General features: G+C 29.8%; 19 protein-coding genes and 1 riboswitch. Of the genes, 17 read left to right on the plus strand and 2 right to left on the minus strand.

Going from position 1 to position 18,597, the window contains the following annotated elements; genetic code table 11:
- Positions 1–397: 397 nt before the first annotated feature.
- The 3 genes from B8978_RS13790 (at position 398) to B8978_RS13800 (ending at position 2,889) form a co-directional block, all read left to right on the plus strand.
- Positions 398–958, plus strand: coding sequence for a DUF1697 domain-containing protein (locus B8978_RS13790; RefSeq protein ID WP_084116628.1), 561 nt, complete (start codon positions 398–400; stop codon positions 956–958).
- A gap of 336 nt (positions 959–1,294) precedes the next feature.
- Entirely contained in the window at positions 1,295–1,597 is a 303-nt protein-coding gene (locus tag B8978_RS13795) for an ArsR/SmtB family transcription factor (RefSeq protein ID WP_084116629.1), read from the plus strand.
- A gap of 122 nt (positions 1,598–1,719) precedes the next feature.
- Positions 1,720–2,889 carry an MFS transporter gene (locus tag B8978_RS13800; protein WP_084116630.1) on the plus strand — a complete coding sequence of 390 codons (1,170 nt, stop codon included), beginning with the start codon at positions 1,720–1,722 and terminating at the stop codon, positions 2,887–2,889.
- A gap of 806 nt (positions 2,890–3,695) precedes the next feature.
- On the opposite strand, the gene B8978_RS13805 is transcribed toward B8978_RS13800, so the two are convergent.
- Complete coding sequence (locus B8978_RS13805; protein ID WP_084116631.1) at positions 3,696–3,998, minus strand: bacteriocin immunity protein; 303 nt, start codon at positions 3,996–3,998, stop codon at positions 3,696–3,698.
- A 47-nt stretch (positions 3,999–4,045) separates the two neighbouring features.
- Here B8978_RS13805 and B8978_RS19880 point away from each other — a divergent pair, with 47 nt between their 5' ends.
- The 13 genes from B8978_RS19880 (at position 4,046) to B8978_RS19885 (ending at position 17,027) form a co-directional block, all read left to right on the plus strand.
- On the plus strand, positions 4,046–4,222 hold the full coding sequence (locus B8978_RS19880) for a hypothetical protein (protein ID WP_176212700.1): 177 nt from the start codon (positions 4,046–4,048) through the stop codon (positions 4,220–4,222).
- Positions 4,223–4,332: 110 nt separating this feature from the next.
- Positions 4,333–5,241 carry a GNAT family N-acetyltransferase gene (locus tag B8978_RS13810; protein WP_207651890.1) on the plus strand — a complete coding sequence of 303 codons (909 nt, stop codon included), beginning with the start codon at positions 4,333–4,335 and terminating at the stop codon, positions 5,239–5,241.
- Positions 5,242–5,373: 132 nt separating this feature from the next.
- Positions 5,374–5,970, plus strand: coding sequence for a YdcF family protein (locus tag B8978_RS13815; RefSeq protein WP_084116633.1), 597 nt, complete (start codon positions 5,374–5,376; stop codon positions 5,968–5,970).
- A gap of 157 nt (positions 5,971–6,127) precedes the next feature.
- On the plus strand, positions 6,128–6,679 hold the full coding sequence (locus tag B8978_RS13820) for a helix-turn-helix domain-containing protein (protein WP_084116634.1): 552 nt from the start codon (positions 6,128–6,130) through the stop codon (positions 6,677–6,679).
- Positions 6,680–6,802: 123 nt separating this feature from the next.
- Positions 6,803–7,351 carry a GNAT family N-acetyltransferase gene (locus tag B8978_RS13825; RefSeq protein ID WP_084116635.1) on the plus strand — a complete coding sequence of 183 codons (549 nt, stop codon included), beginning with the start codon at positions 6,803–6,805 and terminating at the stop codon, positions 7,349–7,351.
- A gap of 173 nt (positions 7,352–7,524) precedes the next feature.
- Positions 7,525–7,690, plus strand: a riboswitch (M-box (ykoK) riboswitch).
- A gap of 194 nt (positions 7,691–7,884) precedes the next feature.
- Positions 7,885–9,609: an ABC transporter permease gene (locus B8978_RS13830; RefSeq protein WP_084116636.1), complete on the plus strand. Its 1,725-nt coding sequence runs from the start codon at positions 7,885–7,887 to the stop codon at positions 9,607–9,609.
- Between the two features lie 14 nt (positions 9,610–9,623).
- On the plus strand, positions 9,624–10,916 hold the full coding sequence (locus B8978_RS13835) for an ABC transporter ATP-binding protein (RefSeq protein ID WP_084116637.1): 1,293 nt from the start codon (positions 9,624–9,626) through the stop codon (positions 10,914–10,916).
- A 192-nt stretch (positions 10,917–11,108) separates the two neighbouring features.
- Positions 11,109–12,194 (plus strand): GerAB/ArcD/ProY family transporter, encoded by a 1,086-nt coding sequence (locus B8978_RS13840; RefSeq protein WP_084116638.1) that lies wholly within the window; start codon positions 11,109–11,111, stop codon positions 12,192–12,194.
- A 286-nt stretch (positions 12,195–12,480) separates the two neighbouring features.
- On the plus strand, positions 12,481–14,085 hold the full coding sequence (locus B8978_RS13850) for a spore germination protein (RefSeq protein WP_084116640.1): 1,605 nt from the start codon (positions 12,481–12,483) through the stop codon (positions 14,083–14,085).
- A gap of 32 nt (positions 14,086–14,117) precedes the next feature.
- A complete protein-coding gene (locus tag B8978_RS13855; RefSeq protein ID WP_084116641.1) occupies positions 14,118–15,287 on the plus strand; it encodes a Ger(x)C family spore germination protein in 1,170 nt (389 codons plus the stop codon).
- 26 nt (positions 15,288–15,313) lie between these two features.
- On the plus strand, positions 15,314–15,532 hold the full coding sequence (locus tag B8978_RS13860; protein ID WP_084116642.1) for a hypothetical protein: 219 nt from the start codon (positions 15,314–15,316) through the stop codon (positions 15,530–15,532).
- Between the two features lie 33 nt (positions 15,533–15,565).
- On the plus strand, positions 15,566–16,645 hold the full coding sequence (locus B8978_RS13865; RefSeq protein ID WP_084116643.1) for a GerAB/ArcD/ProY family transporter: 1,080 nt from the start codon (positions 15,566–15,568) through the stop codon (positions 16,643–16,645).
- Positions 16,646–16,724: 79 nt separating this feature from the next.
- Entirely contained in the window at positions 16,725–17,027 is a 303-nt protein-coding gene (locus B8978_RS19885; RefSeq protein WP_176212702.1) for a hypothetical protein, read from the plus strand.
- Between the two features lie 229 nt (positions 17,028–17,256).
- Here B8978_RS19885 and B8978_RS13875 read toward each other — a convergent pair whose 3' ends face one another.
- A complete protein-coding gene (locus tag B8978_RS13875) occupies positions 17,257–17,454 on the minus strand; it encodes a cold-shock protein (protein WP_084116645.1) in 198 nt (65 codons plus the stop codon).
- A gap of 186 nt (positions 17,455–17,640) precedes the next feature.
- On the opposite strand from B8978_RS13875, the gene B8978_RS13880 reads away from it, so the two are divergent.
- Positions 17,641–18,402, plus strand: coding sequence for a TatD family hydrolase (locus B8978_RS13880; protein ID WP_084116646.1), 762 nt, complete (start codon positions 17,641–17,643; stop codon positions 18,400–18,402).
- The last annotated feature ends 195 nt before the right edge of the window (positions 18,403–18,597 follow it).

Here is an 18,597-nt window from a genome sequence, read left to right on the forward strand (position 1 = left end):
TGGTAAGTCGAACTTACTCAGCGAACGCAGTGAGTCGAGTTTCCTTTAAAAAGTACTCCAAATTTTAATTTGGTAAGTCGAACTTACTCAGCGAATGTAGTGAGCCTTGAGTTTCCTTTAAAAAATTATAGAATTGAATACGCAATGTAAAATATAAATATAAACTCGATGTACTCAGAAATTTGAGTACATCGAGTTTTTGTTTTATAGAATAAAGTAGGAGAAGAAATTAAAATTTAATTTTGAAGGAAATTAAGTTTATTTGTAGAATAATGTTATATAAGGAAATATTATAAAATATTGAACATGATGTTTATAATGGGAAGTGAAAAATGAATGATTAATTCGTGAGTGTATATTATTACGATTTATTTTCATATAAAGGAGAGTTTACAAGATGACTGTTTATATAGCATTGTTAAAAGGTATTAACGTAGGTGGAAAAAATATAATTAAGATGGCAGATTTGAAACGAGTATTTGAATCAATTGGACTTTGTGAAGTAAAAACATATATTCAAAGTGGAAATATTCTATTCAAATCAAATGACGTAGAGGAGTCTCTTTGCAATAAAATTGAACATGAGATTGAGGCAGTCTTTGGGATTCCTGTAAAAGTTATTTTGAGGACATCTACAGAGTTAGAACAGATTATTTTCAATTGCCCATTCTCAAAGGATGAAGTAATAGAAGTAGAGGCGTTATCCGAAGTAGAGACTCTGTATGTTGCGTTATTGACACATAATCCTTTAAAAGAAAAGATTGAGTGTATAGATGTTTATAGAAGTGGAAGTGATAAGTACCAAATTATAGGAAGAGAGGTATATCTTTTATTCCATCATAGTATTCGTAATTCAAAGCTTGCTAATAATCTTTATAAATTGAATGTACCAACAACCGTGCGTAATTGGAAAACATTAAGTAAACTTAATGAATTAGCAAAAACTATGGAAATATGAAGCGTACTTTGAAAGGGATATTAATATGCATTCTTCTTATATTGTTCATCAACAAGAGTATTTCTACTCTTGTTTTATTCTTTTTAATTCTTATTTTGGGAAAATGTAGTGCCAAAACTATTGCCAAAACAAAATATCAAAATAGACTATTAGCTAACGTTTTTGATATCTTTTATCCATATAATTCCTTAACGTGGGTTTTGTCGGAAATGTTGGCGAGAACCCATAAATAAGTATTTGCTTATTCCCCTTTTATAATGGGGTTAAAAATGTTCAAAATTATAGTTTGTTTTAAAACGTATTGACATATCGTTATTTAATGATATAATTTCTTATATGGAACCAATTGAAGTTTTTAAAGCATTATCTAATGAATCAAGATTGCAAATTTTACAATGGCTTAAAGAGCCTGAGCGTCATTTTATAACCTATGAAGGGGTTGATATGAGAGAAAAAGGGGTATGTGTTAACCAAATTACACAGAAATTAAAAATGACTCAATCCACTGCTTCGCAATATCTCTCTATACTTTTACGTGCTGGATTAATCAAAACAGAACGAATAGGAAAGTATACTTGTTATAAAAGAGATGAAGATGCTATTAGTAAAATTGCTGACTTTATTAAAAAAGAAATATAAAATAAGAAACTGAATCCTTTTTATGAATTCAGTTTCTTATTATCATTACATATCTATATATTATGATATATAGATATGTAACAGCATGTATTCCAATAAATATATTTAAGGAGTGAAGTATTTTGTCTAACAATTTTAAAATTTATATCTTAGCAATTACTAGTTTTTTAGTAGGAGCATCTGAATACATAATATCAGGTATCTTAGATAAGATTGCAAGTTCCCTTGGAATCACTATGGCGGCGGCTGGACTGCTTATTACAATTTTTTCACTTGTGTACGCTATTTGCACACCAATTCTTATGGCTTTAACAGCAAGTATGGATAGAAAAAAGCTAATTATGTACTCATTGGGTTTATTTACACTAGGCAATATTTTAGCATTTGTATTACCTGGTTATAAATTGTTTATTGTTGCACGTATTGTAATGGCACTTGGTGCAGGAATGGTGGTTGTTACTGCACTTAATATTGCAGCTAAAATCGGTCCTGCTGGTAAACAAGCAAGTTCTATTGCAACAGTGATTATGGGTTTCACAGCATCATTAATTATTGGAGTGCCTATTGGAAGAGTTGTCTCTAATATATTAGGTTGGAAATCTGTATTTGGAGCAATTGCTTTATTGGGACTTATTGTATCAATTATCATATTTTTTACTATTCCAAATACAAAAGGCGATAAGCCAGTACCTCTTCTTCAGCAACTTGCTCTCTTAAAACATAAAAAAGTGGCTCTTGGACTAGCAATTACATTTTTTTGGCTTGGGGGATATTCAATTGTGTATACCTATCTATCACCTTATCTACTCACTGTTTCACATATAAGCGAAAATCTACTTAGTACAGCTTTGCTTATTTTCGGAGTTGCAAGCCTAATTGGATCTAAATTTGGTGGGTATAGTACTGATCGTTGGGGTATAACTTTTACATTAATTGGTGGTATGATATTGCATACTCTTATGCTTATTTTATTATCTTTAGTGACTAATTCACTAGTTGGAGTTTTGCTTGTACTTATATTGTGGTCCTTCTCAGCATGGACATCTGGACCAACACAACAATATAACTTAGCAACAATTGAACCTGAATCATCTGGAATTTTGTTAGGTCTAAATCAATCTATGATGCAATTAGCCATGGCTATAGGTGCTGCTATTGGAGGGGCAATGGTGGATCATGTATCATTAGCTTCAATTACTTGGAGTGGTTCTGTAGGAGTTGCAATTGCAGTTGTAATTTCTGTGATACTTTCAAACATATCGTCAAAGAAACTTATAAAAGATTTTATATAATCTTTTATAAGTTTGTTATGTTGATACAGTTGGAAAAAATAAAAACAAAATAGAACAGTATATAAGAAATCAATAATGATAGAATCCACTTTGAACTTCATGACACAGAGGCTCCTATTACCCCATTTTAGCAGTGATAATGAATAAGCCATCTCAATAATAATGAGTTATCAAGTATTGCTTGATAACTATTTAGTGTATTGGGCATAACAATTTTTAATTATCAATTCAAACAAGGACAGCAAGCAAATTTTGACCAAAATAATAACTAATATAATTAAGAACATTATATTAATTTGATATGTAATATCCACTCAACCTCTGAATATTAGATTATTTTTTGATAGTTTGACCTTTTCTATTTTGTATAAAGTTATAAATAAAATATTTATTGGAATAAGAATAAATATTTTATTTAGAATTTTTTTTAATCGATATATTATTTATCATCTGACAGTCTCCTTTAAATTCAAGCCATAAAATAAATTCCGTGTGAATGAAAAACGAACACTACGATTAATGAGAATTTTGTATATTAAATCTGTATGTCCCAAAGCACGAAAAAATTATATAAAATTTACACCAGAGGTTACAGCGAAAAACGTTTTAAATAGATAATTTGCTTCCAATAAATTTGGAGAGAAATGGCTTAGATGTATGACACCAGTAGAATACAGAAAATTCTTACAGAAGAAAGTGGCATAGAAATCTTTTAATTTTTAAACTATCCACTTGACAGGGAGTGGTTAATATATGCGGATTTACTGGTGCTTTTTTTATTTTAAAAAAGTAAAATTAAAAAATATCTAAAATTGAGATTTATTGCCATAATCTGAACGATATACACCATTTAAACCAGCATATTTACCTATTTCAGATAACTCTTTTATTATATTCTCTTCATTAGACGAAAAATGTAATTTTTCTGTATAAGCTGTAAAATATATATAGTTAACCAATCTATTTATCAAAGGAATATTTTTTTCATCAGATAAATCTAGCTTTACATAAACTTTTAATAATACTTCTTTAATATCGTCAAAATTATTTTTTTTTGATTGTGAAATACTATTATATAGAGAATGTACTAAATCTTTAGATCTATTCATTAAATTAACACCTCCTTCAACCGAAATTATAGGTAAAGATTAATCTAATGTCAATATACAACAAAATACAATTTACTAATTCATCTGGCGTAACATTTGAAAGAGCAGGTGGAAAATCATATTTCAATATCATATCAGCAGAAGTAGGTGAACAGTCTGACCTACGGACGGTGAAAAAGGTAATAAAAGTTTTAAGCATGTTTCTAAATATAATAGCTTTATAGAATCATAAACTTTACAGGTTATTTAAAAGAGCTTTTCGGTACATATTCTCATTAGGCTAATAACATGTAAAAAGATGTGGAACAAATTTTATCTATATTTTACATGGAAAGTGAGTGATAGCAACAGAATGAAATATAGCATTAATGGGAATGAATATAATTTTATAAAAGATGTGAAAGAAAACCAGCAGAAAAGAAAAAGTTTTAATCTACTGGCACAGGATACCTTTGGCATTAATTTTGAGCCTTGGTATCAAAATGGTTATTGGGGTGGTGACTACATTCCATACGCTCTTCTAAATGTAGACAAGGTAGTATCAAATGTTTCGGTAAACATAATAAATACAAGATGGAGAGAACAAACAAAACGGTATATCCAATTAGGAACAGTTATGACTGCTAAAGAATATCGAGGCAAAGGATTAAGTCGGTGGCTGATAGAAAAGGTCTTGGAAGATTGGAAAGATAAATGTGACGCTATTTATCTTTTTGCAAATGATAGTGCATTGAATTTCTACCCTAAATTTGACTTTGAAAAAGCATTAGAATACCAATACCAAAAAAAAGTGAACAAAAAGTGTGGAAGGGTTAAAAAACTTGATATGTCAGTAGCACATGATAGAAAGCTTTTACTGGACACATACAAGTTTTCAAATCCCTTTTCTGCTCTACCAATGGAAAACAATGAGGGATTGCTTATGTTTTATTGTTCACAATTTATGAAGGAAAATATTTACTATATTGAGCAGTATAAAGCTGTAGTAGTTGCAGAGTATGATGATGAAAATTTAGTTTGCTACGATATTTTCTGTCAAGGCAAATGTACAATATATGATATTTTATGTACAATGGCGCGGCAAAATACTAAAATAGCTACTATTGGATTTACGCCAAAGCTAATCAAAGATTTCAAAATAACGGAAGTACAAAAAAGTGATACTACTCTGTTTATGTTGAAAGAAAAAGAAAATTTGTTCAAGGAAAATAAGCTTATGTTTCCATTGTTGTCTCATGCATAATAAGTATAATTTCTAACAAAATAAAGGATTTTATAGTACGCAATTTATTTGAAAGACATATCAATATATAAGTAGATTATTGTGTTGTTAACTAAGAGTTATAATGAACATATGTGAGAGGAGTTATGTTAAATGATACTATTATATATTTTATGTCTAATATTATTGTACTTCACGACTTTATATATTTTAATATGTTATAACTTTAAGAAAGCAGTCTATAATAATGGACAGAAAAGGGATGTAATCATTGTACTGGGATACCATGCAAAAAAAGACGGAAATGCATCACCAATCTTAAGAGAAAGAATAAAAAAAGCCGCAAAATTATATCATAATGGAATTGCCAAGACTATAATATGCTCTGGTGCAGCTGTTGTTAATGAGCATATTGAGGCTGATATTATGGCAAAAGCCTTAATAGAACTAGGAATTCCCAATAGTAGTATAATTTGTGAAAAACTTTCAAGAAATACATATGAAAATTTGATAAATTCAAGAAAAATTATGAAAAGCAGAGAATGGAACACTGCTGTTATTGTTTCATCACCTTGGCATTTGCGAAAAGCAAGTACGTATGCGTTTAACTTTCATATTGATCATACGGTGGAAAAATCTAAATTTCCACATGAATATCTAATAATAGGTGTGATAATTATTTATCTTTATTATTACACACAGATGTTTATAAACCTTTTACGTTATCATAAAGTTAAGCAACAAAGTTAAGACATTATTTTCATAAAAATTAAGGCATAACTGTTTTTTTATATAGTTTATAAAAATGCAAATGTAAGTTGCGGATTTGCAACTGTAGATTGGTATTATTTTAGTGTAAAACCTATTATAATTTACACATAATAACAAAGAAAGAAGGTAGAAAGTCATGGGTTTTGCAGATAATTTGAAATCAATTAGACAAGAAAGACATATTTCACAGGAAGAGTTAGCAGAAATAATTGGAGTAAGTCGTCAAGCAGTTTCTAAATGGGAACAAGGAAGTAGCTATCCAGAAATGGAAAAATTGCTTGTTTTATCTAAAGAACTAAATGTTTCTTTAGATTATTTGATGTTAAGTGAGATTAAGTCCACTGAAAACAACAAAACTTTATCCAACAATATAATTGTACCAACTGGTAAAATTACTATTAAATCATATGATGGGAAATCAATTGTTAATTGTTATAAAGTTCTATCGTCACATGTAATGTTTAAAGCAAAAAGTGATGAGCCTAAATATTGGTTGATTGGTGTTAATAAGGGAGCGCTTTGGGGAGAAAAATCAATTGTACTTGGTTGGTATGTTGATGAAGAAAAGATAAAAAAGGAAATGGATGAAATTTCAGAAGCAATTAATAAAGGTGTGATAGTATATGAATTAAAGTATGCAGTAAATGTGAAGAACAAAATGTTAAGAGTAAAAATAGATGAAAGATAATTTAATTTTTATGATAATAAGAATAATTTATCTTTCAATAAATTTCAATTTAAGTCTTAGTAATATAAGTAGTAATTTGTAGTGGAGATTATTCATATTTTAGTGCGGAAAGGTGTGGTAAAAATGATATTAAAAACTGATAGAATGATCTTACGTCCGTGGAAAGAAGAAGATGCACAGGAGTTATACAAATATGCAAAAGATCCAAATGTAGGACCTATTGCAGGTTGGCCTGTCCATACTGATGTTGAAAACAGTCGTCAGATTATTAAAGATGTTCTTTCTGCTAATGAAACATATGCAGTTGTATTGAAAAGCAAAGGTTTGCCAATTGGTAGTATAGGGCTTATGATTGGTGAAAAAAGTAGCATAGCTTTAGGAAATGATGAAGGTGAAATTGGTTATTGGCTTGGTGTTCCTTATTGGGGGAAGGGTCTAATTCCAGAAGCAGTTCATGAGCTTATGAGACATGGTTTTGAAGAAATTGGACTTAAAGTTATTTGGTGCGGATATTTTGATGGAAATGAAAAATCTTGGCGTGTTCAAGAAAAATGTGGCTTTCAATATCATCATACAGAAAAAGACATAGAATGGCAGCTAATGAATGATATTAGAACAGAACATATTACCTGTATTACAAAAGAACAATGGTATAAAAGACTTCGAGTATAATATAAACACATATCTAATATCATTACATGCTCTCATAGATACCTTTTACAGCCTTATATAAATAAATTTAATTGCCTTTTACTAATTTTAAGTATATAATTTTAAAGGAATCAAAATGATTTTACATAAACATAATGTGTTTTTAACATAATAATAATATAATATAAAAAGTTAGGGAAACTTGTTAGGTGAGGTTCCTATATGAAAATATGCTACTGCCCAGAAATGTGGAGACACACCAATGGGTCAGCAGGTACTACCGAATTAAGGTTTTATCTAATGTAGCTGAGAATTCTCTAAGTCATATAGTGCCAAAGCTCGACTAGGTGGAGTTTTTAGTATGCTTTTAAAGCCTTCACTTATTGTGGGGGTTTTTTTGTTTAGATTTTTGAAAGGTGATGATAATATGGACGGGGATGCCAGTCATAAACAAATATATTCATTAATTAAAAGTGGGGTTAAAAACAGAGCTTAACCTTACTTTTATCGGTGAAACTAATCTTTTAGTTCACCTAGGAAGAGGAGGAAAGGTTATGGAAAAACAAAAGATTTTTACTAAAAGAAAATTTGGAATAATAGACATAATTATATTTGCATTTATAGCTATAATATTGTACTTAATAATGACACCTGGGATTCATGGCGGATTTAATAGCAGCAGTAATAATGTAAAAATATCAACAAATCTAAATATGCTCCCTGAATATGCATTAAAATCTGTTCTTAGAATGACAGCAGCATATATAATTTCAATAATATTTACATTAGTATATGGATATACAGCAGCACATAATAAAAAAGCTGAAAAAATACTTATACCAATATTAGATATACTTCAATCAATACCAGTCTTATCTTTTTTACCAGCAGTAGTAATGGGACTTATAGCACTTTTCCCAAATGGAACTATAGGAATAGAAATAGCATCTATAATATTAATATTCACAGGTCAAGCATGGAATATGACCTTTAGTTTTTATAATTCTATAAAATTATTGCCTAGAGACTTACAAGAAGCTTCGAGTATTTTGAGGCTTAATAAGTGGCAACAATTTAAAAAACTTGAATTACCATATTCCGCTATAGGTTTGGTTTGGAATAGTATGATGTCATGGGCAGGAGGTTGGTTTTTTCTTATGTCCTGCGAAATGTTTACTCTTAAAGGTAGAAACTTTAGGCTTGAAGGAATTGGATCATTTTTACAAACAGCAGCAGGTAATGGAAATACTAAAGCACTTATTTGGGGAATATGCACATTAGTATTTGTTATTATATTACTCGATCAACTTGTATGGAGACCAGTAACTGCATGGGCGGATAAATTTAAAGTAGAACTTACACAGTCAAATGATCAAAGTAAGTCTTTTGTTTTGAAGCTACTTAGACGTTCATATATAATTCAAGTTTTTACGGAGAAGATATTAACCCCTATATTTAGTTTTATAGGTGAAAAAATAGATAAATTAGTATATAAAGTTAAGAATAATGAACATAAATCTAATGAAATCATAGGAAAAGTAATAAAAATAATCTTTAAAATAATTGGTCTAATAATAATAGTTTATGCGGTTATTAACATCGCACAATTAGTTATAAAACTACCAGCCAGTGATTGGCTTAGAATTCCAAAGGCTGCATTCTTTTCATTATTAAGAGTTATTGTAGCACAAGTTATAGCACTTGTTTGGACAGTACCAGTAGGTGTGGCAATTGGAATGAATAAGAAACTTTCTAATATAATTCAGCCTATAATTCAAGTAATAGCATCTATTCCAGCTACAGCGCTTTTCCCTGTTGTGCTTGGAATGTTTATAAATGTATTTGGGGGACTTAGTGTGGCATCTATTCTTTTAATGCTAATGGGAACTCAGTGGTATATATTATTTAATGTAGTAGCTGGGGCAATGGCAATACCAGAAGATTTAAAAGAAGCTACGAAGGTACTTGGGCTTAAAGGATTTAAAAAGTGGAAAATACTAATACTGCCAGGAATATTTCCTTATCTTATAACAGGAATGATTACAGCTACAGGTGGATGTTGGAATGCAAGTATAGTATCGGAATATGTAAATTTTGGAGGCAAAACTGTAAAAACCATAGGGCTTGGAGCTTTGATTTCAGATGCAACAACTAAAGGTAATTTTGCACTGCTATTAGTTGGAACAATCACTATGTGTATAGTTGTTGTAGGAATAAATAAAATAGTTTGGAAGAGACTTTTTGCACTGTCAGAAGAAAGATTTAAAATAGAAATGTAAGAGGAGTGATGTATATGAAAAAGCAGAAAGAATTTATAAAAGTAAACGGAATAACAAAGTATTTTGGTGAATCTGAAAAACCTACATTAAAAGATATAAATATAAACATAAATGAGAATGAATACATTGCCATACTTGGACCTTCTGGATCTGGTAAATCATCACTTCTTAGAATAATAACAGGACTTATTGAACCTACGGAAGGCGAAGTAATATTTGACGGAAAAAAGGTTAATGGGGTTAATCAATATGCCTCAATAGTTTTTCAATCCTTTGCTCTTTATCCATGGCTTACTGTTCGTGAAAATGTAGAACTTGGTTTAAAAGCAAAAGGATTTCCTAAGGATTATACAAGTGAGAAGGCTTCAGAACTTATAAGTCTAATAGGACTTGATGGCTTTGAAGAAGCTTATCCTAAAGAACTCTCAGGTGGTATGAGACAAAGAGTTGGTTTTGCAAGAGCATTAGCTGTTGAACCTAAACTTTTGTGTATGGATGAACCTTTCTCTGCTTTGGACTTTCTAACAGCAGAAAACCTTAGAACTGAATTGATAGAACTTTGGACAACAAAGAGAATGCCAATAAAGAGTATAATTATGATAACTCACGGAATCGAAGAAGCAGTGCTTATGGCAGACAAAATAGTCATGCTAAGTCGTGATCCGGCAAGGGTCATAGCAGAAATAAAGATAGATTTACCACATCCAAGAAACAGAAAGTCACCTGAATTTGAAAGTATTGTTGATAGTGTATATAAAGTGCTTACAAAAGGTGAATTTGAGCAGGAAAATGAGGATAAAGCAGAAAAAGTAGTTAAAGAAAATGTTGAAAAACCTGTGGAAATACCAGAAGCTAATATTGGGGTAATGTCTGGACTTATGGAGCTTGTAGATGACAATGACGGGAGGATGGATATATATCAGCTTGGGCGTGATCTTATGATGGAAATTGACGATCTTTTACCCAATATAGAAGGACTGACTATGTTAGATTTTGCTAAGGTTGTGGAAGGAGATATAATAATAACTAGTCTTGGAAGTAAATTTATTGAGGCAGAAACAGATGAAAGTAAAGAAATTTTCAAAGAACAGTTAATGAATATATCAACTTTTAAAGTTATAATGAATGTACTTAATAGCAAAAAAAGCAAAAAAATGAGAGAAGAGTTTTTCAAGGAGATTTTCACTCAATATTTTGGAGAACATTCTATTGAAGAGATAATGGATAAAATTATTGACTGGGGAAGATATGCAGAATTATTCAATTATGATCATGATACAGAAGAATTATATTTAGAACAAGAATAGATTTATAAATTGTAGAGTGAGAGGATTCCTCTGGTTTTGCCAGAAGAGTCCTTATTTTTTTATAAAATTACATATTGACCTCAAAAAACTTTGTATACATATTAAAAGCATTAGTGGTTAATATATATAAATAAGAAATGCTTCTTAAATAAATATTATTTAAATTTACAATATGACAAGAAGGGAATACAAATGATACGTTTAAGTAAACATCAATTATTTACACTAATGTTTGTATTTGAAGTAGGAAGTACTACTATTTTTGCACTAGGTATTGATGCTAAACAGGATGCGTGGATTGTCATTTTACTTGCTTTATTAATTGGATTAGGTTTCACATGGATTTATACAGAACTTCAAAATGCATTCCCTGATAAAAATTATGTTGAAATGATTATAATAATATTAGGAAAGAAGCTTGGAGTACCATTTGTTTTGCTTAACTTATTAGGCTATTTTTGGCATTGTGCTCGTAATCTCCGGGAATTTGGTGAGCTTATAATTATAACGACACTCCCCAAAACTTCTATATGGATTGTAAGCTTTATATTTGTACTAGTTAGCATATATACGCTGTTAAAGGGAGTTGAAGTGCTAGCACGTGCCAGTGAAATAATTATGCCCATTATTTTATTGTTTATAATAAGTGTGTATATACTGCTTTACATATCAGGAAATGTGGATTTTACAAGGCTAACACCAGTTTTAGGTAATGGTATTAAGCCAGTCCTAAAAACGTTGCCACAAATAGTAGTATTTCCATTTGGAGAGTTGTTTGTTTTTTTAATGTATTGGAATTATGCAAATGAAAAAAATATTATACGAAAAACCGCAATGAAAACTGTTTTATGGTCAGGTATACTACTTTGCTTTTCTTTGATAATTTATATCACTGTATTAGGAGATAAATATAGTGCAATTGCCACGATTCCGTTGATAGAAGTCATAAGACTAGTAAACATAGGAGATATAATTACAAATATAGATAGCATAGGTGTAATCATCATATTTTTGGGTGGCTTTTTTAAGATGTCTATATATCTAAATGCTATTGCTTTAAGTTTGACTACATTGTTTAAAAATATAAATTATAAAATAATTCTTATTTTGGTAGGCGCATGTTTGCTATGGTTTTCAATTATATTTGAACCTAGTTATGCCTTTCATCAATGGATGTTTCCTTTTGATGTACACTATTTTGGTATAGTCTATACTAATATTGCCCCTCTGTTATTACTGATGATTTATATCTTAAAAAAGAAGAGAACCCAATTGTAGATAAGTCTAGAGGTGATAAATAAGATGGAGATTATAGAATTTTTAATAAAATCATTGAAAGGAAGAGGTTTTTATCCAGCATTTATGGTTGTATTTTCTTGGACATATACTATTGTGTTAATTGTAGTACTCATATGTCAACTTTTTCTCTATATTTTTAGGGTAAAGTATTATAATCCTGAATTCAACAATAAGGAGAAAATAGATAAAAAGCGATGATAAAATGAACAATTGGTTAGATATAAACAAACAATAAAATGATAAAACGAAAGTATAGGTGAGGAAAGTGTTTAATTATTTATATAAAAAGTTTAAGTTTATGCAACTTAAAAATCCTAAAATCAATAATGAAAATACGGAAAAAAAAACTCCACAGCCAGAACTTTCTACTAGCCTTAAAGACAATCTAAATACTTTAAAAAAAATTCTAGGTTCAAGCGATGATATCATTTATCGTGAATTTTCATTTGGCTCTAAAAGACAAATAAATGCAGCGGTTATATTTTTAGAAGGTATGACAGAGAAAGCAATTATAAATGAAGTTATAATTAAACCTTTTATGTATGACAGTAAGTTATATAATCTAGACAGTGAATTGGAATTTGGTAATTTAAACAGCATAAAAAAAGGACTACTTTCTGTAGGGGAAGTAAAGCAGAGTGGAGTAATAGAGGAGATAATAGATGGATGCTTATCTGGAGAAACCATATTTCTTAGAGAAGGCTCTAGTGATGCTTTAATTATTCAGTCAAATGGGTTTGAAACCCGTGGTGTAGAAGAACCTAAAACAGAGGCTGTGGTAAGAGGGCCTAGAGAAGGATTTTGTGAGACAATGTCTATAAACATGACATTATTAAGACGCAAAATAAAAAGCCCTAAATTAACATTTGAAACGATAAAGATTGGAGAACAAACACGTACCAGTATATGTATTGTTTATTTAAAGGGAATTGTTAATCCTAAACTTATAAAAGAAATAAAACAGAGGTTAAATAGGATTAAGACAGATGCTATTTTGGAGTCGGGATACATTGAACAATTTATAGAAGACGAACCGTATTCTATCTTTCCTACAATAGGCAATTCTGAAAAACCGGATACAGCAGCGGGAAAAATATTGGAAGGTAGGGCCGTTATTTTAGTGGATGGAACTCCATTTGTACTTACTATGCCTATGCTTTTTATTGAAGGATTCCAAAATTCAGAAGACTATTATTCAAGACCATTCTATTCAAGTTTTTTAAGGATTTTAAGGTTTATGTGCTTTTCGATAAGCATATTAGCACCAGCAATTTATGTGATATTATCAATATTTCATCAAGAACTAATTCCTACTACTTTGTTGCTTACCATGGCTTCAAGCCATGAAGGCGTACCTTTTCCTGCAGTTATGGAAGCAGGACTTATGATATTAACCTTTGAAATCTTAAGAGAAGCGGGAGTACGGCTACCAAGACCTGTAGGTCAGGCAGTGAGTATTGTTGGAGCTTTAGTAATAGGTGAGGCTGCTGTATCAGCAGGACTAGTAGGAGGACTTATGGTTATTGTGGTGGCCTTAACAGCTGTGTGTAGTTTTGTAGTGCCGGTGTATACAGATGTGGTTTCTATTTTAAGGGTAGCATTCCTTATTTTAGGGGCTAGCCTAGGCATATTTGGAGTTGGAATTGGCTTATTAGTGGTGCTAGTACATGTTGTGTCCTTAAGATCTTTTGGAACTCCATATTTTGCTCCATTGGCTCCATTAACTATAGAAGATTTAAAAGACACATTTGTAAGAACTCATTTATGGAGTATGTTTACTAGACCACGAACAATAGGGTGGCATAATTTAAAAAGACAAGAAACAGGGTCAAAGCCTGAGCCACCATTAGAAAGGGAAAATAAAAATTAGAAGTATAGGTTAATTTATATGAGGTGAATCTAATGAAAAAATACATAAAGATATGGGTGAAAATAATTATATGTATTTTTATGGCTTTAAATCTAACCTCTTGTGAGAGTTCTAGTGAGCTAAATAAACTAGCCATTGTAATGGGGGTTGGAATTGATAAAGGAAAAGAAAAGGACACAATGGAATTGACTATTCAAATGGCAAAGATATTACAAAGTAGTGCTTCAAAAGGTAGCGGTAATAGTGGAGGAAATACTGATTATTTAAATTTAAAAGAAGATGGGAGAAGTATATCTGAGTGCATAAAAGAATTTAGTCGTAAGTTAAATCGTAAATTGTTCTTTTCACACAATCAAGTCATTATATTAGGAGAAGATGCAGCTATAGCAGGAGTTGAAAAGTATATGGACTTTTTCTTACGCTATCGAGAGACACGGCTTTTGGTGTGGATTTTAGTATCTAAAGGATCAGCCAGCGACATACTGAATATAAAGCCAGATTTTGAGAATGCTCCAGGCAGAAGTATAGGAGAATTGGTTAAAAATGAACAAGATACATCACAAATACCTGCTGTAAATTTAAAAGATTTTGCTTCTAGGATGATGAGTAAAACTACATCTGCTATTGTTCCAATAATTGAGGTATCAAATGAAAATGATAAAAAAATAGCATATCTTAAAGAAACAGCAGTGTTTAAGAAGGATAAAATGATTGGAACCCTTGATAAAAAAGAAACAAGAGGGCTTTTATGGGCAATTAATGAAGTTAAAGATGGAGTCGTTACCGTAAGTACATCAGATGGGAAGAATGAAGTAAATATTGCAACAACATATGTAAGCAGTAAAATAATCCCTCAAATAAAAGATAATCAAGCAAGTATAAAAATACAAATAAAACAAGAAGGAGATTTACAGGATGAAACTTCTTCTGAAGATTTAGCAAATCCAAAAGCTTTTGAGGTTCTTCAAAGATGTGAGGAGGACAGTATAAAGGAAGAAGTAATGTCAGCATTAAAAAAAGCACGAGAGTTAAACGCTGATATATTTGGATTTGGAGATATTATATATCAACATTATCCTAAGAAATGGGATGAAATGCAAAAAGATTGGAATAAAATTTTTCAAAATATACATGTAGATGTTAATGTGAATGCAAAGTTAAAAAGAACAGGCAGAATTACTAAGCCTATTATGGCTAAATAGTATTAATTATAGAAGAGGCATAAAAAATGATATTTTTACTAATAATTATTTTCATAGGCATAATATTTTTTGAAGCACCAAGTTTAATTAAAAATAAACATTGGTATGAACTTAAAGTATTTTCTGTATTTTTATTTATAGCATTTGTAATGAGTGTGCTACAGGTTAAAGACATACCTATACCAAATCCTGCAAAAGGAATGGAATATTTGGTGAAAGATGTATTGCATTTGAATTATAAATAAAAATAAATTTTATACATAGAGGTAGTAGTATTTATGAAGATTGAAAAAGGTATAATATCAAACGAACAATTATTGTTTTTAGTTATTGGATTACTTCAAGCTTCTACACTTACAGCATCTTTCATAAGTGGAATCACAAAACAAAACACCTGGATAGTTTTATTAGCAGGATTTATTATAATATTACCTGTATTATTGGTCTATACGTCTTTAAATAAAAAGTTTCCACATAAGAATTTAATAGAGATAAACAATGCAATATATGGTGAAAAGTTTGGAAAGGTGATATCGCTACTATATATATTCTTTTTCTGGTTTATAATCTGTACAAATGTAAGATTTATAGTGGATTTTTTTTCTACATACCTTTTTCCAAAAACAGATATTAGTGTATTTACAATAATTATAATAATTACATGTAATTATACAGTAAAAAAAGGATTAGAAGTTATAGCTAGAACCGGCTTTATTTTATCAGTGTTAACAATACTAGCATTTGTATTAATTACAATATTTACAATAAAGGATATAAATTTATCGAACTTCTTACCAATTTTTCAAATAAATTTAAAAGAATTTATTATGGCAACTAATATCATAGTGGCTATTCCACTTGGTGAAATAATTGTATTTCTAATGATTTTTCCATATGTTAATGATGTGAAAAATGTGAAAAAATCTGTATTTTTAGGTTTGATTATTGGAAGTTTGTTTTTCTTTAGTGTAATAGTACGAAACATATCTGTGATTGGAAATATAGGTTATATGGATGTTCAGCCAGAATATCAAGTAGCAAAGCTTGTAAATATTGGCGAAATTATTACAAGGGTAGAAGTATTGGTTGCAATAATATTGTTATTTAATGTGTTTTTGAAAATTTGTATTTTTTATTATGCAACAGTGTTATCTATCGCTCAATGTTTAAAATTACGATCTTATAAACCATTGACAATTCCTGTTGGAATCATAAGTATTATATTATCAATTAGTATGTTCAATTCACCAGTAGATGAATCGTATCTAGCAAGTATATATTCTGTATTTGTGATTCCATTTATAATGCTATTTCCTGTTATTTCACTTATTATAGCTTCCATTAGAAAGTTCACTTAGCTCAAATAAAAATCATGGTCTCTTAGATAATTTGTAAAGTAGTGGTTAGAGGCGCAGCTTATATAAAGTGCCTCTAACAATGAAGGTAGTTAGTATAATAGATTTATATAGTCAATTAATTTACAATGAGGCTGCAAATATTCCCATAATAGTAGTAACAATTATGAAGACAATTAAGCCCATAATACAAAGCACGATTCCCGAGGTTACTAAAGAATCACCTTTAATAATTGTTTTTGATTTTGAATTTTTAAGCTTTAGTTTAAATCCGATAATAAAACCTATTACACAAAAAAATATTCCGAAAAAATTTAATATAGGTATAAAACTAAGTATTAAACCAATTATTCCAATAACAAGAGTAGCTACGGACAGGTCATAATTTTTCATAGACAAACACCTCTACTGAACTCTATACATGATTAAAAATAATCAATAATATATTTTATGCTTTAATTAGACTTATGATTATAAGTTAATAAATATTTTTTTGTAATGTATACTGTATAAAATTAAAGATAATAAAAGGGTTTTTCAAAATGGTTAAATTTATTTTGAAAAACCCTCTTATTATAATGTATTTTTAAAATCAGTATTAATATATATAGAGGTTAAGCCTTTTTTACATTAATAGCCTGATCCCCTTTTTGACCTTGAGTCAAATCAAATTCTACTTTTTGACCTTCTTCAAGATTTTTGAATCCAGAATCTTCAATTCCAGAATAATGAACAAATACATCGTTACCTTCTTCGGTTGTTATAAAACCAAATCCTTTTTGAGAATTAAACCATTTTACTGTACCTAACATTAAAAAACCTCCTGAATAACTAAAATGAAAGCCATATGAATGACCTTTATATATAATAGTATGCCAAGTATATACTGAATTATACACTTAAGGTTTGGATGATAATATAAATAAATGTTATAATATTAAGCATAAGGTTTTGTTATTATGACTTAAAGCCATTAATAAATAGTAGGGGTTGATAGTATGATTTTTGATTCACATGCACATTATGATGATGAGTCTTTTAATGAAGATAGAGATAAAGTAATCCAGGAACTTATAGAAAATGATATTGTAGGCATATTAAATTGTGGTGCATCTCTTCAAGGAGCAATAGACTCTGTAAAGCTTGCAGATAAATATAATATTTTTTATGCTGCGGTTGGTATACATCCTGAATTTGCTGACATTGTGGATGAAGAAGTAATAAGTAAATTAAAGGAGCTTGCAGAAAATAAGAAAGTAAGAGCTATAGGGGAAATAGGATTAGATTATCATTATGAAGAAAATCCAAGCAGAGAGATTCAGAAAAATGCATTTATAAAGCAAATGGAATTAGCAGAAAAGCTTAATCTTCCTGTAGTAATTCATGATAGGGATGCACACGAAGATACTTTAAATATATTAAAAAAATTTCCTAAAGTTATAGGAGTAATTCATTGTTTTTCAGGTAGCTCAGAATTTGCAAAAGAATGTCTTAAACTAGGTTATTATATTGGGTTTACAGGTGTAGTTACATTTAAAAACGCCAAGAAAATCGTAGAAGTAGCAAAAATTGTACCTGAAGATAGGATGTTACTTGAGACAGATTGCCCCTACATGGCCCCTGAGCCTAATAGAGGTAAAAGGAATAGATCTGATTACATAGAGTATATAGCAGAGAAAATAGCAGATATAAGGAGAGATATTCCAATAAATGTTAAAAATCAGACTATAGCGAATACAAAGAGGTTGTTTAATTTATAATATAGGTGTAATATATGTAATAAATAATATATTTTACCAAGTGGCTGCATAAAATTTACTACTGATCCAGTACCAATTCTATAAGCTAAGTTAAAATCAAGAAGTTAGATAAGGCTATCATATATTTATATTTGTTTATGCATATACTGCATTTTCTGGTTTTAACTAAAACTGGCAGGTAATTTGACATTATTA

Source organism: Clostridium acidisoli DSM 12555 (genome assembly GCF_900176305.1).
Classification (GTDB): domain Bacteria; phylum Bacillota; class Clostridia; order Clostridiales; family Clostridiaceae; genus Clostridium_I; species Clostridium_I acidisoli.